Origin of the sequence: Clostridium pasteurianum BC1 (assembly GCF_000389635.1) — a bacterium.
Taxonomy (GTDB): Bacteria; Bacillota; Clostridia; order Clostridiales; family Clostridiaceae; genus Clostridium_I; species Clostridium_I pasteurianum_A.
This window is the reverse complement of the sequence record NC_021182.1, coordinates 3,528,133-3,549,220: the sequence shown is the minus strand read 5'-3', so window position 1 is coordinate 3,549,220 and position 21,088 is coordinate 3,528,133. Positions and strand designations below refer to the sequence as shown.

Sequence of the window (21,088 nt, the reverse complement as noted above, 5' to 3'; positions counted from 1 at the left end):
GAGAAAATTAGTTATGAAAAAAATTATATTGATTTTACTATCTTTCATGCTGGTACTTTCCACCGTAGCGTGCACAAACAATAGTAATAAATCCTCTGCTACTGGGCAGAACAAAAATACTTCTACAAATGTAACTGAGTCTGGTACTAGTAATTCAAGTACTGGAGATAAGTCAAATTCAAATGGTTCTGCTTCAGCAAAGACTAATGAAGGATCAAAAAAGATTCTGATTGCATATTTTTCTCAAACAGGAACTACGAAAAAAGCAGCAGAAAGAATTCAGGAACTTACTAAAGGTGATATTTTTGAAATTAAAACTGCGACACCATACCCCGAAGATTATCAAAAATTAGCAGATGCTACTAAAAAGGAAAAGGACGAGAACGCCAGACCAAAGTTAGCGACGAAGGTAGAAAATATGGATGATTATGATGTGATTTTTGTTGGTTATCCAATCTGGTGGCATACGGCACCAATGGCAATAGATACATTCCTTGAATCTTACAATTTATCAGGAAAGACAATTGTTCCTTTCTGCACCAGTTCTTCGAGTGATATCAAAGAAAGCATGGGAGCAATCAACACTTTTGGTGCTAAGGCAAATATATTGGAAGGATTAACAGCAAACAATCTTAATGACATTGAACCGTGGTTGAAAAAAATAGGTATTATTAAATAAACTGAATAACCAGATTAAGAAAATGTCTATGTAGAAAAAAATATGGACAGAAATAGTATTTTCCTTATTAGGGAAAAGTATGAAAGTGACAATTTTATTGGTACAGTATGATTAAAGAAAATGACTACATCAACACCATCATGTCTAGTTAGTAATGGGGAATATAATAAATAGTTTAGAGCTTGTTAGAAATGAAAGAATATTATAAGCATAACTGTAGATAAGAAAATCTCATTATGGTGTACTGAGAAGTATATCATAATGAGATTATTTTTTGTTTTTTAGAGATATATAATTGCCATTATTTACCGATATATTCCATATGAGAATGATAAAATTCTAAACCGCCTAATTCATCTATTCTTTTTTGTAGCACACTTTCAGCAACTTTCTGTTATAAATTGAGTTTTAAAGTATATGCATATGGAATATCTGTGCCAAGGAATAGAAAAATATATTCTTTCATTTTTACGCAAAACCTATTTTAACGCGTATTAGTATCATCTTTCTATCACAACACATGTGGAGACAGTTATGATGATAGTAAAGAAATAGCCTGATATCAAAGGCTTTTAAGGATTATAGTAATTTAATAAAGTGTGTTTTATGTTCCCTCAGACTACTGGTTTGAGGGAATTTTGCTTTAGGGGGATAACAAATACTGCCGCGTTAGCATATTTTTTTATGCTAATGCGACGGTTCCATTTTTATTTATATATCCAAATTAAATTTATATATAATAAGTTTTTCAGGTACACATAAACACCTGCTAATTTGTTCAACATTTAACTGGGAAAACTCTTTAGAATCAAGGTTGTCCTCTATTAATAGCTCAGCTGCAAATCTATCTGCTTCAATTTCGTATTTATTTCTAATTTGAAGTTTGTTTTCAATAAAAAAGCCTATAGACATATTTGTATGGAGAATAGCATGGCCTAACTCATGAGCACAAATATATCTTCTTTCTTCTTCAGATAATCTTGTGTTTATATGAATTATTTCATAACCGTCAGGAGTTCTTTGAAAGAAGCCCTTTATTTCATCTCCCAAATCATTAAGCATGCTTTCAATATCTAAGCAATTACATAATTCAAAGGGATCTCTAGTCATATATAAATCAATAACACCTTGGACAATATCTTTTATCATTAATACCTAACCTCCAAGCCATAGAGTTCAAAGGAACTATTTATTATTCTTCTCCTTTTTCTGCATTTGTTCTGCATATTGTAGCCCTAGTTTAATAGCGTTTGCCAGAGCTATTTTACTTTGGTCTGATAATAGTTCACCATTTAGCATCAGACCAGGTTGGGACAGTATTAAATTCATAGCAGATTTAGCATCTAAAATCTCGGAACGGCTAACTGGTATATAATCATTAGTATCTTCGGCTACATGGGTCTGAGGATAGTCTTTTTTATGTAATAGATACTCATTAAATTTTTCTTTATCCTTAAATTCAGTATACATGGTTTTCAATATATCCAAAGTAAGATCCTGGTCAATATCTATAAAAGGAGAATTTTCATTGTCACTAAGCTCAGAAAGGACATAGTTTAAAAATTTTTGCACTTTTTCATTAGACATATCAGGATAAGCACTCATTATAATTCTTTTTAGAGCATCGGCTTCTGTACTACCAAAGAAACTAAAAGGTACCTCGCATGCTTCAGCAATTTTGCTTAGTACTCTAAATGTTGGATATGTCCTTCCAGATTCTATATCACCAATATAACCTTGAGATTTATCTATATCATCAGCAAGCATTACTTGAGTATATCTTTTCATTATCTTATCAGATTTAATTTTACGTGATTCTTTTACTAATTTTCCAAGTTCCTCTTTAGAAAGTACCATTTTTATCACTCCAAAAATATTTTAACGTAATTTATCTATAAATATAGTACGTCATAAGTATATTATAACGTTAAATACGATAATATGTCAATATATATGAGGAAAATAGAGGAAATACGATAGATTATGGCAATACATAAAATTAAAAACGATATATGCGTTATTTAAAACTTTGCAGAAGGAAATTATATTGTTTATACTAAAAATATCGAAATAAACGTTAAGAAAAAAGGGGGATTATGTTAGAGGATATATTTATTAACTTACCTTGGTAAATATATCCAAGACGAGTTTTGCTATATTAATAATATCACTAATTATATATTTTGAGCAATATAAATTTAAGGAAGTGATTTAATGGATGAACATAAATGCATTCAGGAGCAGCGAATAAGAGACCTAGAAACAGGAATGGCAGAAACTAGAGTCTATGTAAAAATGATAAAAGAGGATATTACAGATATAAAACAATCAGTAAAAGAAATAAAAGCTCTACCTGAACTACAAAATGATGCAAATATAGAGGCTTGTCAGTCTATTATCATTGAACTCATAAAGCTGGCAGATCTTTCTATTAAAATACTTGGTGCTATCGTAGGTGCCATAAAATTATTAGGAAAATAGGAGGAATGAACAATGATATTATCTTTTGATCCAGGACATAACTGTACTCCAGACACAAGAGCTGCAGGAATAAGACAGGAGGATGTTTTAACAAAAGATGTGGTAGGATTAATAATACCAAAGCTTAGAGGACTTGGACATAGCGCTTTAGATTGTACTCCTTACGGACAAGTTTTTAATAATGTAGGAAACTCTCCAGTTTAGATGCGATAAAGCAAATGCAAGTGGTTCAGAACTGAGTCTGTCAATAATTTTGTGTAAACTGCCATAAGAAATTTTAAATTAGATGTTTTTATGAGAAACTAGGTTTGGTATTAGAAATATAAAAACCTAGTTTTTTATATTTATTATATATTTTTACAGTAAAGCATTATAGCTATGACTAGAAGATTATAGGTAAATTTAAAAAATTACAGTTTCAAGCCTATCACTAAAATATATAGATAATTGAGCTAGTATTTGAGCCCATCCACGTATAGATTGGGTCCACTTTTTGCTTATATCCATTGTTGCTAGATAAAGCATTTTAAGTAAAGCATCATCTGAAGGAAATACGCTTTTACTCTTGGTTACTTTTCTTAATTGTCTATTATAGCTTTCCATTGCATTGGTAGTATATATTATTTTTCGTATCTCTGGCGGGTATTTGAAGAATGTAGAAAGTTCTTCCCAATTAGCTTTCCATGAGCGGATAGCAATAAGATATTTATCTCCCCATTTTTCTTCAAATTTAGCTAGCTCCGCTAAGGCTGCATCTTCTGTTGCAGATGTATATACTAGTTTTAAATCTGCATTGAATGCTTTTAAATCTTTATAAGATACATATTTAGAAGAGTTTCTAATTTGATGTATTATGCATCTCTGAATCTCAGTACGAGGATAAATCGCTTTAATAGCTTCTTTAAATCCATTAAGACCATCAACACAAGCTATAAGTATATCATTAACCCCTCTATTTTTAAGTTCATTTAATACTAAGAGCCAGTATTTTGATGTTTCATTAGCTCCAATCCAAATTCCCAAAACTTCTTTAATACCATCTAAGTTTACTCCAATAACTGCGTAAGCAGCCTTGTTTATGACTCTATTATCCTGTTTAACTTTATAATGTATGGCATCCATAAAGATTATAGGATAAACGGCTTCTAATGGTCTATTTTGCCATTCTTTAGCTATAGGAGTAATTTTATCTGTTATACCAGATATTAGTGTAGGCGAAGCCTCAAAACCATATATGTTTTCTAAGTGAGTAGCAATATCTCTGGTAGTCATTCCTTTTGCATACATACCAATAACTTGATCTTCAATTCCAGATATATCTGTTTGATTTTTCTTAACAACCTCCGGTTCAAAACTACTGTTTCTATCTCTTGGTACATCAAGTTGAAATTCTCCAAGATCTGAAATTACCTTTTTAGAGCTTCGTCCATTTCTACTATTAGATGTATTTTTATTTTTGTAGTCATATTTAGAATATCCCAGATGGTCATCAAGCTCCGCTTCTAACATTTCTTTAAGCGTATCGGCGAATAGATCTTTCAATGTTTCTTGAACATCTTTTGCACTTGTAGGCTTTGTTTCCTTAATAAGTTGTTTAATAAGTTCCTTTCTTGAAAAAGACATAATCTGTGCACCCTCCATTTAATAAGAATAATTATATCATCTTTATGGAGTTTACACAGATTATTTTACACTCTCTCAGAACTTCACGAATGCATTCACTTTATAATAAGCAGGTAGGGTAGATAATTTAATCTACCCTACCTTTTAATCTTATCTAAGTATTGAAATAGTACCTTCTGCACCTTTTTTTAGGTGAGCGTCCAAATATTCTACTCTTATAGAGTTTAAACCATCTTTTAGTGTTGCAATCATTTCATCTTTCTTTTCTGGTAACATACCATGAACTGATATTACATTAGATGTATGAAGACCGAAGAAATACGTATTATCTAAGTTAAGTCCACTTAGCATCTCAATTTCCTCTTCAATATTTTGACGTAAGGTATTTTCTTTAAAAAGCCCTTTATTTAATTCTTCATCAAGTGGGCTGCCAGGATCAACATGTAAAGTAGCAATAAAGATGAGCTTTGGATTAATTTCATTTAGTAATTTACTATTTGCAATTGCATTTTCATGTGTTTTTTCACTACCAGCTCCTCCGATTATAATATTTACACTAAAGTCTATACCGGCATTTGTTAAACGCTTTAACTGTGCTTTCGCCTCATTAACAGTAAAACCCTTATTAAAGTGTTCAACTACCTCAGGCATACCAGATTCTAAGCCAATATTAAGGTCATTAATCTTTAAAGCTCTTAATTCTTTAAGCTCATTATCTGTTTTATTTATTATGTTTTTAACTGAGGCATACATAGCTATAGTCTCAACTTCAGGTAAAATTTCATTTATTTTTTTGCAATTAATTTAAGTTTATCTGCACTTAAAGCAAATGGATCAGCATTTACTAAGAATATACGATTTACTTTAGGATAAACTTTTCTAGCTTCTAATAAATCTTTTACAATTTGTTCCATAGTTTCTATTTGAAAAGGAACATTGTTATACATGGTACAGAAGTTACATTTATTATGGCTACATCCTACAGTAACTTGTAGTAATAATGAGTTTGCTTCAAATGGTGGACGATAAACTGGTCCAGTATATTTCATTTTCATCTCTGCTTTTTATTCATGATCTTATTACTATAAGTTTACTACGACACAACTATTTAAGGTAGTACGCACTTTAGAGTAAGTTATGAAAATCATAAATATTTATTCGGTCAAATAATAAAAATAGATTTAATATTATTTTAATATAATATTATAGCTAGCTAGGGCAACAGTAATCCTAGGGGTCTTGATAAATTAAATATGAGTATTTCTATCAATAGCTTGTCTATTGACATGTGGAGTGTGTGGTGAAATTATATAGGAAATAAACTAGTTTAAAATAATATAATAATAAGAAAAATGTTATTTGCCACCAATACGCCATCGTAAGTTATTTTTGGGTGGCAATAATATTTTCTAATATATTTACCGTATTTTTTCATCTTTTTAGTAACATGAGAATATGTGTCCATTGTAGTAGCTAATGTGCTATAAAAGGGCGCTTTTTTAGTGTAGATTAATATACAATAGATAGGATATGTATGACAAAGCCAGGTAAAGCAATGTATACAAGTATATTTTTACAAAGAAATATATTGTGTATCAACTATTAAGAATTTTAGGTACATTAAAACTTAAATTTTAATTATAAAAGAGAAATAAGTTTTTAGATTTTATCTCTCTTTTATTTTTAAATAAAGTAATAATATTTACTTATTCAGTGAATATTATTACCAAGTTGAAATAGACTATACTAACATTATTAAAATAAAGTAAATTTGTAAATATTTAAGCAGTAGTTCGATTAAACAAATATAAATCGTCTGCACAGTATATGTTGTTAGAAAAATATTGTTGGAGGACTCAATGTATCAAATGGGATTAGTACAAGATGCAGTATGGGGACCTAAGACAATAGCAGCATTAACAGAGATTTATTCAAAACCTTTAGACGGTGTAAAAGAAATCCATCACAAATACGCTACAAGATTCATACAATGGATAGTAGGTGCTTCAATAGATGGGATCTTTGGAAATGAAACAAAGATAAAAGTGTAGAATTGGCAAGCATCTCATGGATTAACGCCTGATGGAGTAGTTGAACCCGTAACAGGGGCTAAGATGTTAGGCTAAAAAGGATTATAGGAAACTATAGTCCTTTTTTTATTTATAAAAATATTGGAGGTAAGGAAGATGAAAGAAATGTTAACAGTTTAAAGAATTTTAGTGGAGCTAGTATAGTACAGAAATAATAGGACACAATAATGTTGTCTATAATAGAATTCTTAATACATGATAAAGCCTAGGGCTAGTACAAAAACTAGCTTTAGGTTTTACTGTTTCTTTAGAATATACGTCTGCGTCTAAATAAACGTCTAAAGATTAATAAAAGAAGAATAGTACCAAGCAATCCTTGATTTCCATATCCTATATAATTACCATTCATATCGTATAAATTGTAGCCATTATAATATCCAACAGGAGTGCCATCCATTGTATAAACAAATCTATCAGATACATATGCCATAGGGTTATAATATTCATCGTAAAGCACAGAACCGTCAGTATAGCCCATGATATGATAACATTCATCATAAATTACATTTCCATCAACATAACCATAAAGTCTATCTCTGGAATCATATACTTTTTCCATAATTTCATCACCTTTTTATCATTTTATTGTTATATAGAAAGTATAAAAATTATCGCTTTCTATGAAATAGCAAAGTTATGTACTAATGAACTAATAATAATACAAGAAGATGAAAAGCCTGTACCAATAGCTAATTTAATATATGATACTTCCATTATAAAAGAAAAGCAGTATATGACTTTTTATGAGGCCAAAAAGCTGGGAACATCAAAACATAAAGAATATGGTGATGATTGGGGAGCATGGAACCATGAAAATTTTATAAAGGAAATGGACAAAAAAGTATGGAAGTGTGAGCAATAATGAAAATACTAAACGTAGATATGTTAAGGAAAAATAAATTTTTGTAAAGTGGCTGTATCAAATTAATATTTAATTTGATACAGCGCATTTATAAAATAATTAATTCTTTATCACTGTTAAAAGCATTTTAAATTTTTCACAAGCTTGGAGTGCATGTGGAATGTTGGAAGGCATTATTATAGTTTCGCCTTCTTTGACAGTAAAAGTATTATCTCCTATTGTAATTTCAGCTGTACCGTCCAATATTTGAACCATGGCATCTCCTGGAGTCACATGTGAACTAATTCCTTCATTTTTGTCCAATGAAAATAAAGTGATATTTACAGCAGGTGTCTGTGCAAGAGTTCTGCTTATAACCTGGCCCTCCTGATATGACACTAAATCCTTTAAATTGAGTATATTTGAAAATTCTATATTTTTTATTAAATTATTTATTGTATTTCACCTCTTTAATATTCTTTAACCATAGTATAAGTCTTTTATTAATAAAAATATGTATCATATGTTACCAACTTTGATAAACAGAAGAATTATATTATTCACAATCTAATAAATTCTCTTTTATCTAAGCAAGCTAACTACATTGGAAAAAAACGTGGTGATGTTAACAAATAGTTATCATAATTTGTTTTGCTAAATTGTTAATTTAATTTTACCTAAATAAAACACTAAATTAAAGAAATTAATATACCATAATTACATACTACATTATCAATAAAGGAGCAGAGGTCTATGAAGGACAATATTGAAATCAAAATTATTGATGAGTTAATATCCAATATTAATAATGGTGAATATAGTAGTGATAATAAATTACCTTCAGAAAATGCTTTGGCAGATACCTATGGGGTTCCAAGGATAGTAGTAAGAAAAGCTTATGAAAGATTGGAAGAAATGGGCTATATTTATTCAAAGCAGGGGAAAGGTAGCTTCTTAAGAGATAGACATAAACCTATTGATTTGGTTTTATCTGGTGATGAAAGCTTTAGTGAAAAAATGATTAAAAAAGGCTATGATTTCTTTTCAAAGAATATATTTTTTAAAAGAATTGAATATAATGAAAAGATTTTTAAAGAATTGGGTGTAACTCACAGTGATAAAGTATATAAAATAGGAAGATTGAGAATTATAAGTGATATACCAATGGCATTACATATTTCCTATGTATCATCGGCTACTTTACCTGATATAGAAAAATCAGGTGATAGTATATCTTCCATGTTTGAATACTATAGAAGTAATGGATACAGGGAATTTATGTCTAAGAAAAGTATTTTAAGTGTTTCCTTTCCAGGGGAAGAAGAACGTAATATATTAGAATGCTCTAGTTTAGTTCCTTTATTAGTGTTAGAAACTAATTCTGCTGATGCTGAAACAGCAAAAATATTGGAATATACAAAAATAATATACAGATGTGATTACTTTAAATATATAATTTAGGTATCTGAAAATAAATAACAAGATAGAAAAAGGTGCTGTTTCGCAATGAATATATGTGTATTGCGAAACAGCACCTTCTTTAATTTAAAATTATATTTTGGTAGCTTATTATGAAAATATATACGTATCATTAACAATGTTAAATGACAATATTATTATTTAACATGCCTTAACAAGGGATTTACAATTTAGAACTTGGTAACAAGATATAATAAAAATTGTCTAAGGAGGGTTTTAGAAATGAGAAGAAGAAGGCGAACTGAAATTTTAATTAAGGGATCTAGTGAAATAGCAAAAAATATGTTTAAAGAAATAGAGAAAAATTATGAAATAAAAACCATAGAGGAGCCAGATAGTGCTCTTGTAATGATAAAAATGCGAGAAAGCTCTAAGAATTCATTATTTTATCTTGGAGAAGTGTTGGTTACTGAAGCAAAGGTACAAATTAATGAAGCTTTTGGAATAGGAATTGTAAGGGGAAACAAACCTGAATTTGCCTATTGGCTTGCAGTTATTGATGCTGCTTACAATTTAGAATTAAAAGAAACAGGTAGCTGGGAAAAAATCTTAGTTGAAGAAGAAAAAAGGATAAAAACTGAAGAGGCTTTAAATGATAGCAAAATTTTAAAAACCAAAGTCAATTTTGAAAGTATGAAAGTGTAATTTGAGATAAGGTATTTGAATATGACAAATAGCAAGTGAAAGATGCCAAACTTATACAAGGGAGGAATAGACATGAAAATTGATATGGTTCATGATGTACAGGCAGCTTATAGAAAATTATTAAATTGTATGTCAAGACCTGGAGTTATTGAGAGCATAGAAGAGGAAAGCAGCAAAATCCATATTGATATAAAAATTTTAAATTCTACATTAGTTTTGATGTTTATTTTATTGGATTCAGAGGTGAGTTTTAAGATTGTTTCCAAATATGAAGCGGAAATTGCAAAGCTTGTGCAGCAATTAACATACGCGAAGGCTGAAAGTGTGGAAAAAGCTGATTTTATATTTGTGTTAAAGGATTCAGAAAAAATTATGCTGGAGGAAGCATTAACCTATGCTAAAGAGGGAGATCTAATAAATCCTCATAAATCAGCCACTGTGGTTATTGAGACCAATAAGATAAACAATGAAAAAAAGTTTTCATTAAAGGGACCTGGCGTAAAGAATGAAAATTATATAGATGTAGAACTGGATAATATCTGGTTAGAAAAATTACGTAAAAAGAATATAGAATTTCCCATGGGAATAGATATAGTTTTTACAGATGTGAATTCAAATTTAACATGTTTACCAAGGGCCACAAAGGTTTTAAGGAAGGTGAATTAATGTGGGTTATGTTGCGGTAAAGGGTGGAACTAAGGCTATAGAGGAATCTATTAAGAGGTTAAAATATAAAAGATTAAAAGGCGGCGAGATTTTAAAGGTTAATGAAATACAGTCAGGCATGAGAGGTCTTATTGATCAAATAATGTCAGAGAGCAGTTTGTATTCTGAAGAATTGGCAGCACTTGCAATTAAACAGTCGGAGGGTAATTCTGAGGAAGCAGTATTTTTATTAAGAGCTTATAGATCTACTTTGCCGAGAAAACATTATACAAGAACAGTTGAATCCATCCATATGTCAGTGGAAAGAAGAATTTCAGCTAGCTTTAAAGATGTACCGGGAGGGCAAATTCTGGGAGCAGCCTATGATTATACTCACAGACTTATGGATTTTGAACTTGCAGATGAATCTAAAGAGGAGGCCTTGAGCTGGTTAAAGAACTTTCAGGGTGATGCAGCACAACAAGAAAGTGAAGATGTACTTAGAAAAATGCCTAAGGTGATGGATTTTTTGAGAGAAGAGGGACTTATTAGAACTTATGAAAAGGATGATAAAAACCCAATTGACATAACTAAAAAGAGTATAGAATTTCCAACGGAGAGAAGTGAAAGATTACAGATTTTAACAAGGGGTCAGACGGGGGCTGTTGTATCATTAGGCTATGCAGCCTTAAGAGGTTATGGATCCCTTCATCCTACTGTAGGAGAATTGAGAGTAGGTACTCTACCTCTGTATATTAGTGATCTCCTTGGAAATTCCTGTAAGGAAGAAGAAGATTTCTATATTGGAGATATTGAAGTTACAGAGGTGGAGATGTTTATACCTAAAACTGTAGAGGGAAAAAAGGGTGAACAAAGTCTTGAGTTTGGAATAGGCTACGGTATCTGTTATGGACAAAATGAAACAAAGGCCATGGCTATGGCTATACTTGATCAATGTCTGGAAACTAAAGATGAAAAATACCCTACTCATAATGAAGAATTTGTGCTGATGCATATAGATAGTGTTGAATCTTCAGGTTTTATGTCTCATTTAAAATTACCTCACTATGTAACCTTTCAATCAAAATTAGATAGTGTTCGTAAGACCAGGAAAGGAAAAGGTGTAATTGAATGAAGATAAATTATAATTTTGCTTTCTTTGATGAAAGCTCTAAGAAGGAAATCAGGAGAGCTTCTTTAAAGGCTGTTGCAATTCCTGGATATCAGGTACCTTTTGCATCAAGAGAAATGCCCATTGCAAGAGGCTGGGGTACAGGAGGACTTCAATTAACACTATCCTTAATTGGAAAAAAAGATATATTAAAGGTTATAGATCAGGGAGCGGATGAATCTGTAAATGCAGTAAACATAAAAAAACTTATACAAAATACTACTGGTGTAAAAATTACAGAAAAAACAGAAGAAGCTACTATAATTCAATCAAGACATAGAATTCCAGAAGTAAAGCTTGAAAGTAGTCAAATACTAGTTTTGCAGGTTCCAATTCCAGAACCACTTAGGGCCGTTGAACCAAGTGAATATAAAACAAAAAGACTTCATGCTGAAAATGAGTATAGTGGTGTCTGGCTAATGCTTTTTGAACAAATTATGAAATATGGAGATATGTCAACAGGCGCTGATCATCCTGTATTTGCCAATGGGAGATATGTGATGTCACCAAGCCCTATTCCACGTTTTGATAATAAAAAAATGAATTATTCTGAGGCTTTAATTCTTTTAGGGGCAGGTAGAGAGAAAAAAATATATGCTATTCCACCTTATACAGAAATAACATCCTTACATTTTGAGGATTATGCCTTTAAACCAGAAAATTTTGAAGGTAAGAGTTGTAAAATATGTGGCGCTTCTAATGTATACCTTGATGAATTCATAGATGAAAAAACTAGTGAAAAATATTATCAGTGTAACGATACAAGCTATTGTATCGAGAGAATGAATAGCAGAGAGAATATATCAAAGTAGGTTATTTTACTATAGCCAATCAAACTATGGATAGTTCGTAAGAGGCGCCAGAGTACAAACTAGTATAGCACAATGATGGAGTGTTTCAATATTACAAATGGATATTTGTAATGAGAAAATTAATGGATATTAATGATTATGGTGGTGATTTGAAATGATGTTTATGGAAGATCCAATACTAAGGATTAAAAATTTAAACAAACAATTTGGCAGCGGCTGTGAAAAATGCAGTGGATTAAGGGATACGCTGGAAAAGAATTTTTGCCCGGAGTGCGGTACTGTATATGCATGCCAGGATATTTCCTTTGATTTATACCAGGGAGAGATACTTGGAGTTGTGGGAGAAAGTGGCAGTGGCAAGTCTACTATGATGGAGTGCTTATACTTTGATAAAGAAGTTACTTCTGGAGAGGCATATATAGGTAATTATAAAGAAGGGAAAGCTAATATATTTTTGGAATCCTCCCAGCAAAAAAGATTTATAAAGAATAATGTGTTGGGAAAAGTTTATCAGAGTCCAATACAAGGACTGAGAATGAATTTCTCATCTATAGGTAATATTGCTGAAAAATTAATTTCAGCTGGTCACAGAAATGTAGGAGACATGGAGGAAAGAGGTAAAAAACTTTTGGAAAAGGTTAATATTCCACTTTTTAGAATGAAGGAAGCTCCTAAAAACTTTTCTGGGGGGATGCAGCAAAGGGTACAAATTGCTAAAGCCCTATCAAATAATCCGCCAATTTTATTGCTGGATGAAGTTACTACAGGCTTAGATTTATCTGTACAGGCAAATGTACTTGATTTAATTAAAGAAATTCAAAGAGAACTTGGAATAAGTATGATTGTAGTATCCCATGATTTAGGTGTTATAAGAATGCTGGCAGATAGAACAATTGTTATGCTCAATGGAAAAATCATTGAGAGAGGTCTAACAGATCAGATACTTGAAGATCCACAGTCTGCATACACACAGCAATTGGTATATTCACTTCTATAGTAATTATTTTATTGAACTAAATGGAAGTGAAACAAATACAAAATAATTATTGATATTAGGAGGTATGGCCAGTGTATTTAATTACAAATGGGAGAATAGTAACTGAAAATGAAATATTAGAAGGTTATGATCTATTAATTGAAGATGATTCAATTAAAGAAATAAGAAAGCAGGGACAGATTAGGAGTAATTATTTTAAAGAAGTAATTGATGCTAAGAACGGGTATGTGGCACCAGGATTTATTGATATACATTCAGATTATATTGAGACTATGACTGCACCAAGACCAACATCAATAATGGATTTTTCAATAAGCTTAAGAGAGGAAGAAAAAATTTTAATTAATCAGGGAATAACAACTATGTTTCATTCTATTACTATGGATGAAAATCAACTTAAAAATGTGCCCATAAGAAATCCTGAAAATGTGAGAGAAATGATTAATGCTATTAATGTATTGCATAAAAATAAACCTCTTATAAGGCATAATTTTCATGCAAGAATTGAAATAGATAATGTTAATCAAATTGACAATATAAAAAGATATATTAAGGATGGTAAAGTTAATTTGATTTCTTTTATGGATCATACTCCAGGTCAGGGTCAATACAGAAGCTTGGAAGTATATAGAAAAACACTGAGAGGGTATAGACATATATCTGATGAGGAAATAGAAACAATCATTAATAGTAGGGAGACTAAGGAAAAAATAACAGATGAAACTATAAAGGAAATTGCAGCTTTAGCAATGAAAAATAATATTTCCATAGCTTCTCATGATGACGATAGTGTGGAAAAACTAGAAGTTGTTAAAAATTATGGTGCAAATATAAGTGAATTTCCTATAACTTTAGATGTGGCAAAATTCGCTAAGGAAATGGGTATGTATACAATTGCAGGAGCGCCAAATGTACTATTAGGTGGGTCTCATTCAGGTAATTTATGTGCAGTAGAGGGTATAAAAAATAATTATATTGACATACTCTGCAGTGATTATTATCCAGCAGCTATGCTTCATGCAGTATTTTTACTCAATGAAAAGCATGGTCTTGATATAAATAAAATGTTTAATCTGGTTACAATAAATCCAGCCAGGGCAGTAAATATGGATAAAACTATAGGATCCATAGAGGAAGGTAAAAAGGCAGATATAATTATAATAGAAAAATTAGATAATGAGTTCCCAGTGATTACATCAGTTTTTGTTGATGGAAAATTAACCTCAAGGACTAATTACTGCATATGAATACTGAGGAAAAAGTACTGACAATAGAACCTTTAATAGGTGAGAACTGTAAAATTGTAAATTCAAAACTGGGTGAATTTACAGAGGTTGGGGTTTTTAATTTCTATGAAAATGTTGTTCTTGGCGATTACTCCTATACAGGACAATTTTGTTTTCTGCAAAACGTTGAAATAGGCAGATTTACTAATATTGCTGCCATGGTGAGAATAGGACCTACAAATCATCCTATGGAAAGGCCTAGCTTACATCATTTTACCTATAGAAGGAAGATGTATGGTTTTGATGATAAAGATGATGAAGAATTTTTTGAAAAGAGAAAAAGTAGTAAAACATATATTGAAAATGATGCTTGGATAGGTCACAGTGCAATTATTATGCCTGGTGTAACCATAGGAAATGGAGCTATAGTTGGAAGTGGAGCTATAGTGACAAAAGATGTGGAGCCCTATACCATAGTTGCAGGTGTACCAGCAAAAATAATTAGAAAGAGGTTTAATGATGATATCATTTATAAATTGGAAAGCATTAAATGGTGGAATTGGTCTCATAAAAAGATAAAGGAAAATTTCAATGATTTTTTATTGAATATAGATGACTTTGTGGAAAAGCATTATGAAAGTAGGTGATAGGGTGGAGCAGTTATTAAAAATAGAAAATTTATATAAAACTTTTACTATTCACAATTTAGGAAAACATATAAAAGCATCACAAAACATTAATATATCTTTAAATAAAGGCGAATTCATAGGAATTACAGGTAAAAGCGGCAGTGGAAAATCCACTATACTTAAGTGTATTTATAGAACTTACACAACTGATGAAGGCAGTATATGGTATGAATCTAAAAAGTTTGGATTGATTAATATTTTAGACATATCAGAAAGACAAATGCTATATTTGAGAAAATATGAAATTGGTTATGTGTCCCAATTTCTTAATAGCATGCCAAGAACTACAGCTAAGGAAATTGTTGAACATTCAGTTTTAGAAATGGGTTATAGTAAAGAGTATGCTTCACAGGAGGCAGAAAAAATGCTTGGACATTTTGAATTTGACAGAGAACTGTGGGACAGCTATCCAAATAATTTTTCAGGGGGAGAAAAATTACGTCTAAATATAGCAATGGCAATGGTTAAGCATCCAAGGTTATTACTTTTAGATGAACCAACTGCCAGTTTAGACAATTATTCTAAGGAAAAGGTAAAGGAACTTATAAAACAGTTAAAAATTGAAGGGACTACAATGATAGGAATATTTCATGATATTGACTTCATGGAAGGACTTTGTGATAAGAAATATAATATGCAGGCGGGGGAATTCATATGAAAGCGGATCTTCATGTTCACACAAATATTTCTGATGGATCCTTTGGATTAGAAGAAGTTATAGATATAGCTATAAAAAATGGTGTTACCCATCTTGGAATTACAAATCATGATACAGTTAAAGGATTGGGAGAAGCAGTTGAGAAAGGTAAAAGTGCAGGGATAAGGATAATTCCGGGTATCGAAATATCTGCCTGTGATCCTCAAAGTAAGAAGAAAATTCACATTTTAGGATTTAATTTTGATCTTAAAGGAATAAATATCAGAAAAATTTGCGATGTAGTTTTACAGAATAGGCATAAAAATTCATTATGGCAAATTAGGCAGCTTATAAAAAATGGTTATGTAATGGATATAGGTAATATATATGCTAGAGCTGAGAGTAGTGAAGTTATTTATAAACAACATATTATGGCTGAACTAATAGATAAAAATTATACTGATAAAATATATTCAGATTTATACAGAAGGCTGTTTAAGGGAGATGGAATATGTGCAAGAGATATAGAATATGCTGATGCCTATGAAGCAGTAAGAGCTATTAAAAAAGATGGGGGCATTGCAATATTAGCGCACCCTGGGCAATTGGATTCCTATAGTTTTATTGAAAAGCTTGTTGAAGCAGGATTAGACGGCATTGAACTGTATCATGAAGATCACTGCGAAGAAGATCACAAAAAGGTTGTTGAATATTGCAGAAAATATAATTTAATAGCTACTGGAGGCAGTGATTTTCATGGAGACTATGGTACAGATATAAATATTGGACAAATATTAAGTCCTAAGGAATTTTTGTATGTATTTGATTCTGAAATAATTGGTTTAGGCATCTGAAAATAAATAACAAGTCAAAGATGCGACGGATATTTTGAATCGCACAAGGAAACAGGTTCTGAGGATAGTGGGCTATCTGAGGGTTCTGTTGACGCGGTAGGATTCAAAATAGACTAGCATACTGACTAGTTATTTGTTTGAATATGCCTTAAGCTAACAATATTAAAACAAATGCTGGAATATATAGATTAATAAGAAAATTTAAAATAAACATTACATTCGTATAATAGTTAATTAACATAAGTACTGTATCATCTATCTTGACAATAAATGTATATCATTGAAAGAAACGAACTAATAACCTGTCTTAACCTAATAATAAAAATTTTTTCAAATTTGAAAGGGGTAAATTAATGAAAAAACTTCTATTAGTTATTACAAATCTTATTATTGCAGTTGCAGTATTAGCAGGATGTTCAGGGTCAGGCGCTTCAAATCAATCTGGGGATAATGTAAAGCCATATGACACTATCAATGTAGTATGGTATCCAAATGAATCCGCTGCTGACTATAAGGATGCTCGTGATGAAGTATGTAAGATTATTGCAGATGCTACTGGTAAAAAGGTTGAACAACAAACTACAACTGATTATTCAATTGCCATAGAAGCTATAGCTAGTGGCAAAGGACAAATAGCCTTCATGGGTGGACAAGGTTATGTAGAAGCCCACACTAAAAATGCTAAAATATTACCATTAGTTGTAAATACGGGTGCTTCAGGTACTTTAGATGATGCTATATATTATAGCTGGTTGTCAGTTAATAAGGGCGATGAAAGCCAATACCAAAAGGATGGTAAGTATACTTTAGATAATATTCAGGGAAAGAAAATGTCTTATGTATCCAATAGTTCAACTTCAGGTTTTAAAGTACCTACTACAAATATAGTAAGTTATTTTTCAAAGACTGATAAATGGAAGAATATAAAGGTTGATGATTTGTCAGAAGGTGGAAGCGATAAGTTCTTTAAAGAAGTACTATTTGGCCAATCACACCAGGTATCAGCAGCAAATCTTTTAAATAAAAAAGCAGATGTAGCTGCTTTCTGTGATACAGCATTAGCACCATATGTTGATGTTGAAACTGGAAAAGCTAATACAGTAGGTGCCGTTTACAAGGTAAAGGCTGATGCGTCTGATCCATTTACTAATTTAAGAGGTAAGGAATATGTACTTATTAGTGTTACACCAGTATTAAATGGACCATTTGCTGTAAATACAGGAGCACTTAATAAGGATGATATTGATAAGATACAAACTGCTTTAACTTCAGATACTACAGCAAATGATTCTAAAATATACTATAAAAAAGGTTCAAAAGGACTAATTGAAAAGACTAAAAATGAACATTTTACAAAGGTTGATGATTCTTGGTACAATCCAATAAGAGAACTTTCAAAATAGTTTTTATTGTTGTAAGTAAGGATTTATTGATCAATAAAAAATTAAAGAGGGGAAGTTAGCTATGAATATTCTGGAAGTAAATGGTTTGTCCAAGGAATATAAGGGTGGAACCAAGGCACTAACAGATGTTAGCTTCTCTGTAAAAGAAGGAGAGTTTGTTTCCATTATAGGTCCGTCAGGAGCTGGGAAATCTACTCTCCTTCGATGTATCAATAGAATGATTGATGCAACAGAGGGCAAAATTAAATTTGATGGTGTTAGTGTAGAAAATTTAAATAGAAAAGAGTTAAGAAGGCATAGAACAAAAATAGGAATGATATTTCAGCATTATAATTTGGTAAATAGATTAAGTGTAATTGAAAATATTCTGCATGGGAGATTAGGATATAAATCCACCATAGCCGGAGTACTTGGAATATATAATGAAGAAGAGAAGAAACAGGCATTTCAAATAATAAGTAAATTAGGACTCAATGAACAGGCTTATAAAAGATGTGATGAGCTAAGCGGTGGCCAAAAACAGAGAGTAGGAGTTGCAAGAGCATTAATTCAAAATCCTAAAGCACTTCTTTGCGATGAGCCTATTTCTTCACTAGATCCTAATTCCGCTAGAATAATTATGGATCATTTAAAAGGAATAAATAAAGAGATGGGCATAACTTGTATATTTAATCTACATCAGGTTGATGTGGCTGTGAAATATTCTGACAAAATTATACGAGTAAATGATGGCAGAGTAATATTTGATGGTAAACCAGAGGAGCTTACAAAGGACAAGATACATGAGATATATGGTTCTGAAGTGGGCGAATTAATCACTGATTAAGGGATCTGAAAAATAAAATTGACTAAATTATTTTTTGAAGATGCATAAGGTAGGAGGCTAAGAATGGACATTGATATATTTAGAAAACGTAGAGGGCAGTTTACAGCAGCTTTGATAGTTATAGTTATTGTGACTTTTATTGCTATGACTATAACACGTTATGATCCAATATTGGGTTTTACATCTATTCCAAATGCAATCATTTGGGCGGCTTCTAATTTTTATCTCAATGAAAAATCATTATCTAAATTACCAACTATAATAGCAAAAATGAAAGAAACAGTCTTTCTATCTATAGCAGCTACAACTACTGCTAGTATACTTGCATTGTTGTTTAGTTTGCTTGGATCTAAGACTACAAAAATAAATAATTTTATAGGTACTATTACGAGAATAATAGCTTCTGCTTTTAGAAATATCCCAGATACTGTTTGGGCAATGGTGCTGTTGCTTTCCTTTGGACAAAATGCATTAACGGGATATTTTGCATTATTTTTTGCAACCTTTGGAATTTTGACAAGAGCATTTATTGAAACAATAGATGAAGTCAGCAGTGATTCTGTAGATGCTTTGGAGTCAACAGGGGCAACTTATTTCCAAATAGTAGCACAGGGAATTATCCCCTCTAGCATACCTCAAATAATAAGCTGGATATTATTTATGATTGAAACCAATATAAGAAGTTCAACTCTCATAGGATTACTTACTGGTACGGGAATTGGATATACTTTCAGCATGTACTATAAGAGTATGGATTATAATTCTGCAAGTCTTGCAGTGGTATTTATAATACTATCAGTAATAATAATTGAACTTATATCAAATTATGTTAGAAGGGTGATTTTATAATGGAAATGTCAAATTCATCAAAAATCAATACTAACACTGACTTAGAAAAACATATTAATAGAACAAAAGCTGGGAAAATTAAAATTAAGTCTGCAGGACTTTCGCAGAAGGTAATAAAGGTAACTTTGATTACTTTAGCAATACTTACAATATATGGATTTTTAACTTTTGATTACAAAGATTTAAACTTTGGAAGTGCTGTAGTGCAAACTTTGCAGAATATAAAAGTTATGTTTTTGCAACCTAAACTTACTCATTTTACATTACTTCAAGGTTTTCAGGATGTAGTTATAACTCTGGCACTTGCATTTTTAACTACATTATTTGGTGGTGTTTTCGCACTTTTTTTGGGACTGTTTGCTGCAAGGAATTTGTCAAATGCCTATGTATCAAACTTTATAAGAACTTTTGTTGCCTTCATAAGGGCTATTCCTTCAGTCTTATGGGTATTAATATTTGCAGTAGCTGCAGGTCTTGGAAGCGTAGCTGCAGTTATAGGATTAACCTTTCATTCTATTGCCTATTTGATAAAGGCCTATTCTGAATCCTATGAGGAAATAGATGAAGGAGTTATAGAAGCGCTAAAGGCAAGTGGTGCAAATTGGTGGCAGATTGTTTTCCAAGCAATTTTCCCCTCAACAGTTACATACCTTATTGCATGGACATTTATGCGATTTGAAATCAATTTTACAAATGCTGTAGCTATGGGTGCAGCAGCTGGAGCTGGTGGTATAGGATATGAATTATTTATGTCCGGAGCTTTTTACTATAACATACGAGAAGTTGGAGTTATATCCTATTTAATTATAGCTTTCGCTATTGTTTTGGAATTCCTTTCAAATAGATTGAAAAACAGACAGTTTTAATTTTAAAAAGTTTCATAAAAATAATTATTTTTAGAAGCAATATATCTAAGCTTATGAATTATGATTTTTATAAGTTTATATATATTGCTATTTTATTGCTAAAAATTTAAATATTATTCTCTTAAAAATATTTGTAAACTCACAATATATATTGACAGTAAAAAGTATAAACAATATAATTATATTTAACATATATGTTTACTTTGATTTTGTATTAGGTAGAATTTAATATATTATAATGTGTATATAATTAAGATAACACTTTATCAATATAA

General features: G+C 31.1%; 26 protein-coding genes. 19 read left to right on the top strand and 7 right to left on the bottom strand.

Features of this window, described 5'->3' with window-relative positions; all coding sequences use genetic code 11:
* Positions 1–28 precede the first annotated feature (28 nt).
* Complete coding sequence (locus CLOPA_RS16790; RefSeq protein WP_242834215.1) at positions 29–679, top strand: flavodoxin; 651 nt, start codon at positions 29–31, stop codon at positions 677–679.
* A 711-nt stretch (positions 680–1,390) separates the two neighbouring features.
* On the opposite strand, the gene CLOPA_RS16785 is transcribed toward CLOPA_RS16790, so the two are convergent.
* A complete protein-coding gene (locus CLOPA_RS16785) occupies positions 1,391–1,828 on the bottom strand; it encodes an ImmA/IrrE family metallo-endopeptidase (RefSeq protein ID WP_015616621.1) in 438 nt (145 codons plus the stop codon).
* Between the two features lie 36 nt (positions 1,829–1,864).
* Positions 1,865–2,536: a helix-turn-helix domain-containing protein gene (locus tag CLOPA_RS26230; RefSeq protein ID WP_015616620.1), complete on the bottom strand. Its 672-nt coding sequence runs from the start codon at positions 2,534–2,536 to the stop codon at positions 1,865–1,867.
* A 357-nt stretch (positions 2,537–2,893) separates the two neighbouring features.
* On the opposite strand from CLOPA_RS26230, the gene CLOPA_RS16770 reads away from it, so the two are divergent.
* Both CLOPA_RS16770 and CLOPA_RS16765 read left to right on the top strand, forming a co-directional pair.
* Positions 2,894–3,160: a hypothetical protein gene (locus CLOPA_RS16770; protein ID WP_015616619.1), complete on the top strand. Its 267-nt coding sequence runs from the start codon at positions 2,894–2,896 to the stop codon at positions 3,158–3,160.
* Positions 3,161–3,172: 12 nt separating this feature from the next.
* Positions 3,173–3,364, top strand: a complete 192-nt coding sequence (locus CLOPA_RS16765; protein ID WP_015616618.1) for a hypothetical protein — start codon at positions 3,173–3,175, stop codon at positions 3,362–3,364.
* Between the two features lie 198 nt (positions 3,365–3,562).
* On the opposite strand, the gene CLOPA_RS16760 is transcribed toward CLOPA_RS16765, so the two are convergent.
* The 3 genes from CLOPA_RS16760 to CLOPA_RS26225 form a co-directional block, all read right to left on the bottom strand.
* The gene (locus tag CLOPA_RS16760; RefSeq protein ID WP_015614553.1) at positions 3,563–4,783 is read right to left on the bottom strand and encodes an IS256 family transposase; all 1,221 of its coding nucleotides are present in this window, start codon (positions 4,781–4,783) and stop codon (positions 3,563–3,565) included.
* Positions 4,784–4,933: 150 nt separating this feature from the next.
* Complete coding sequence (locus CLOPA_RS16755; protein WP_242834214.1) at positions 4,934–5,536, bottom strand: hypothetical protein; 603 nt, start codon at positions 5,534–5,536, stop codon at positions 4,934–4,936.
* 32 nt (positions 5,537–5,568) lie between these two features.
* Entirely contained in the window at positions 5,569–5,832 is a 264-nt protein-coding gene (locus CLOPA_RS26225; RefSeq protein WP_242834213.1) for a hypothetical protein, read from the bottom strand.
* Between the two features lie 810 nt (positions 5,833–6,642).
* On the opposite strand from CLOPA_RS26225, the gene CLOPA_RS16750 reads away from it, so the two are divergent.
* Positions 6,643–6,834: a hypothetical protein gene (locus CLOPA_RS16750; protein WP_041710943.1), complete on the top strand. Its 192-nt coding sequence runs from the start codon at positions 6,643–6,645 to the stop codon at positions 6,832–6,834.
* A gap of 286 nt (positions 6,835–7,120) precedes the next feature.
* Here the strand turns inward: CLOPA_RS16750 and CLOPA_RS16745 are convergent, their stop codons facing one another.
* Positions 7,121–7,432, bottom strand: a complete 312-nt coding sequence (locus tag CLOPA_RS16745) for a 5-fold beta-flower protein (protein WP_015616617.1) — start codon at positions 7,430–7,432, stop codon at positions 7,121–7,123.
* Between the two features lie 174 nt (positions 7,433–7,606).
* On the opposite strand from CLOPA_RS16745, the gene CLOPA_RS26525 reads away from it, so the two are divergent.
* On the top strand, positions 7,607–7,735 hold the full coding sequence (locus tag CLOPA_RS26525; RefSeq protein ID WP_278245997.1) for a hypothetical protein: 129 nt from the start codon (positions 7,607–7,609) through the stop codon (positions 7,733–7,735).
* Between the two features lie 99 nt (positions 7,736–7,834).
* Here the strand turns inward: CLOPA_RS26525 and CLOPA_RS16740 are convergent, their stop codons facing one another.
* On the bottom strand, positions 7,835–8,170 hold the full coding sequence (locus CLOPA_RS16740; protein WP_015616616.1) for a cupin domain-containing protein: 336 nt from the start codon (positions 8,168–8,170) through the stop codon (positions 7,835–7,837).
* A gap of 297 nt (positions 8,171–8,467) precedes the next feature.
* On the opposite strand from CLOPA_RS16740, the gene CLOPA_RS16735 reads away from it, so the two are divergent.
* The 14 genes from CLOPA_RS16735 to CLOPA_RS16670 all read left to right on the top strand — a co-directional run bounded on the left by CLOPA_RS16735 (position 8,468) and on the right by CLOPA_RS16670 (position 20,813).
* Positions 8,468–9,175: a GntR family transcriptional regulator gene (locus CLOPA_RS16735; protein ID WP_015616615.1), complete on the top strand. Its 708-nt coding sequence runs from the start codon at positions 8,468–8,470 to the stop codon at positions 9,173–9,175.
* A 240-nt stretch (positions 9,176–9,415) separates the two neighbouring features.
* Complete coding sequence (gene phnG, locus CLOPA_RS16730; RefSeq protein WP_015616614.1) at positions 9,416–9,838, top strand: phosphonate C-P lyase system protein PhnG; 423 nt, start codon at positions 9,416–9,418, stop codon at positions 9,836–9,838.
* A 72-nt stretch (positions 9,839–9,910) separates the two neighbouring features.
* Positions 9,911–10,504 (top strand): phosphonate C-P lyase system protein PhnH, encoded by a 594-nt coding sequence (gene phnH, locus CLOPA_RS16725; protein WP_015616613.1) that lies wholly within the window; start codon positions 9,911–9,913, stop codon positions 10,502–10,504.
* Position 10,505: 1 nt separating this feature from the next.
* Positions 10,506–11,618, top strand: a complete 1,113-nt coding sequence (locus CLOPA_RS16720) for a carbon-phosphorus lyase complex subunit PhnI (protein WP_015616612.1) — start codon at positions 10,506–10,508, stop codon at positions 11,616–11,618.
* The gene (locus tag CLOPA_RS16715) at positions 11,615–12,466 is read left to right on the top strand and encodes an alpha-D-ribose 1-methylphosphonate 5-phosphate C-P-lyase PhnJ (protein ID WP_015616611.1); all 852 of its coding nucleotides are present in this window, start codon (positions 11,615–11,617) and stop codon (positions 12,464–12,466) included. The genes CLOPA_RS16720 and CLOPA_RS16715 overlap by 4 nt, the downstream gene beginning before the upstream one ends.
* A gap of 154 nt (positions 12,467–12,620) precedes the next feature.
* Entirely contained in the window at positions 12,621–13,463 is an 843-nt protein-coding gene (locus CLOPA_RS16710; protein ID WP_015616610.1) for an ATP-binding cassette domain-containing protein, read from the top strand.
* A gap of 71 nt (positions 13,464–13,534) precedes the next feature.
* Positions 13,535–14,710 (top strand): phosphonate metabolism protein PhnM, encoded by a 1,176-nt coding sequence (phnM, locus tag CLOPA_RS16705; RefSeq protein ID WP_015616609.1) that lies wholly within the window; start codon positions 13,535–13,537, stop codon positions 14,708–14,710.
* Positions 14,707–15,336 carry a DapH/DapD/GlmU-related protein gene (locus CLOPA_RS16700; protein ID WP_015616608.1) on the top strand — a complete coding sequence of 210 codons (630 nt, stop codon included), beginning with the start codon at positions 14,707–14,709 and terminating at the stop codon, positions 15,334–15,336. Before phnM ends, CLOPA_RS16700 begins: the two co-directional genes overlap by 4 nt.
* The gene (locus tag CLOPA_RS16695; RefSeq protein WP_015616607.1) at positions 15,323–16,036 is read left to right on the top strand and encodes a phosphonate C-P lyase system protein PhnL; all 714 of its coding nucleotides are present in this window, start codon (positions 15,323–15,325) and stop codon (positions 16,034–16,036) included. The genes CLOPA_RS16700 and CLOPA_RS16695 overlap by 14 nt, the downstream gene beginning before the upstream one ends.
* The gene (locus tag CLOPA_RS16690; protein ID WP_015616606.1) at positions 16,033–16,869 is read left to right on the top strand and encodes a PHP domain-containing protein; all 837 of its coding nucleotides are present in this window, start codon (positions 16,033–16,035) and stop codon (positions 16,867–16,869) included. Before CLOPA_RS16695 ends, CLOPA_RS16690 begins: the two co-directional genes overlap by 4 nt.
* A 353-nt stretch (positions 16,870–17,222) precedes the next feature.
* On the top strand, positions 17,223–18,272 hold the full coding sequence (locus CLOPA_RS16685; protein WP_015616605.1) for a phosphate/phosphite/phosphonate ABC transporter substrate-binding protein: 1,050 nt from the start codon (positions 17,223–17,225) through the stop codon (positions 18,270–18,272).
* 61 nt (positions 18,273–18,333) lie between these two features.
* Positions 18,334–19,098, top strand: coding sequence for a phosphonate ABC transporter ATP-binding protein (gene phnC / locus CLOPA_RS16680; protein ID WP_015616604.1), 765 nt, complete (start codon positions 18,334–18,336; stop codon positions 19,096–19,098).
* Positions 19,099–19,161: 63 nt separating this feature from the next.
* Positions 19,162–19,947, top strand: a complete 786-nt coding sequence (locus CLOPA_RS16675) for a PhnE/PtxC family ABC transporter permease (RefSeq protein ID WP_015616603.1) — start codon at positions 19,162–19,164, stop codon at positions 19,945–19,947.
* Complete coding sequence (locus tag CLOPA_RS16670) at positions 19,947–20,813, top strand: PhnE/PtxC family ABC transporter permease (RefSeq protein ID WP_015616602.1); 867 nt, start codon at positions 19,947–19,949, stop codon at positions 20,811–20,813. Before CLOPA_RS16675 ends, CLOPA_RS16670 begins: the two co-directional genes overlap by 1 nt.
* Positions 20,814–21,088 lie beyond the last annotated feature (275 nt).

Coding starts and splice junctions, on each gene's coding strand:
- CLOPA_RS16785 (WP_015616621.1), bottom strand. CDS start 1,828: ATGATAAAAGATATTGTCCAAGGTGTTATTGATTTATATATGACTAGA.
- CLOPA_RS26230 (WP_015616620.1), bottom strand. CDS start 2,536: ATGGTACTTTCTAAAGAGGAACTTGGAAAATTAGTAAAAGAATCACGT.
- CLOPA_RS16770 (WP_015616619.1), top strand. CDS start 2,894: ATGGATGAACATAAATGCATTCAGGAGCAGCGAATAAGAGACCTAGAA.
- CLOPA_RS16765 (WP_015616618.1), top strand. CDS start 3,173: ATGATATTATCTTTTGATCCAGGACATAACTGTACTCCAGACACAAGA.
- CLOPA_RS16760 (WP_015614553.1), bottom strand. CDS start 4,783: ATGTCTTTTTCAAGAAAGGAACTTATTAAACAACTTATTAAGGAAACA.
- CLOPA_RS16755 (WP_242834214.1), bottom strand. CDS start 5,536: ATGTATGCCTCAGTTAAAAACATAATAAATAAAACAGATAATGAGCTT.
- CLOPA_RS26225 (WP_242834213.1), bottom strand. CDS start 5,832: ATGAAATATACTGGACCAGTTTATCGTCCACCATTTGAAGCAAACTCA.
- CLOPA_RS16750 (WP_041710943.1), top strand. CDS start 6,643: ATGTATCAAATGGGATTAGTACAAGATGCAGTATGGGGACCTAAGACA.
- CLOPA_RS16745 (WP_015616617.1), bottom strand. CDS start 7,432: ATGGAAAAAGTATATGATTCCAGAGATAGACTTTATGGTTATGTTGAT.
- CLOPA_RS26525 (WP_278245997.1), top strand. CDS start 7,607: ATGACTTTTTATGAGGCCAAAAAGCTGGGAACATCAAAACATAAAGAA.
- CLOPA_RS16735 (WP_015616615.1), top strand. CDS start 8,468: ATGAAGGACAATATTGAAATCAAAATTATTGATGAGTTAATATCCAAT.
- phnG (WP_015616614.1), top strand. CDS start 9,416: ATGAGAAGAAGAAGGCGAACTGAAATTTTAATTAAGGGATCTAGTGAA.
- phnH (WP_015616613.1), top strand. CDS start 9,911: ATGAAAATTGATATGGTTCATGATGTACAGGCAGCTTATAGAAAATTA.
- CLOPA_RS16715 (WP_015616611.1), top strand. CDS start 11,615: ATGAAGATAAATTATAATTTTGCTTTCTTTGATGAAAGCTCTAAGAAG.
- CLOPA_RS16710 (WP_015616610.1), top strand. CDS start 12,621: ATGATGTTTATGGAAGATCCAATACTAAGGATTAAAAATTTAAACAAA.
- CLOPA_RS16700 (WP_015616608.1), top strand. CDS start 14,707: ATGAATACTGAGGAAAAAGTACTGACAATAGAACCTTTAATAGGTGAG.
- CLOPA_RS16695 (WP_015616607.1), top strand. CDS start 15,323: ATGAAAGTAGGTGATAGGGTGGAGCAGTTATTAAAAATAGAAAATTTA.
- CLOPA_RS16690 (WP_015616606.1), top strand. CDS start 16,033: ATGAAAGCGGATCTTCATGTTCACACAAATATTTCTGATGGATCCTTT.
- CLOPA_RS16685 (WP_015616605.1), top strand. CDS start 17,223: ATGAAAAAACTTCTATTAGTTATTACAAATCTTATTATTGCAGTTGCA.
- phnC (WP_015616604.1), top strand. CDS start 18,334: ATGAATATTCTGGAAGTAAATGGTTTGTCCAAGGAATATAAGGGTGGA.
- CLOPA_RS16675 (WP_015616603.1), top strand. CDS start 19,162: ATGGACATTGATATATTTAGAAAACGTAGAGGGCAGTTTACAGCAGCT.
- CLOPA_RS16670 (WP_015616602.1), top strand. CDS start 19,947: ATGGAAATGTCAAATTCATCAAAAATCAATACTAACACTGACTTAGAA.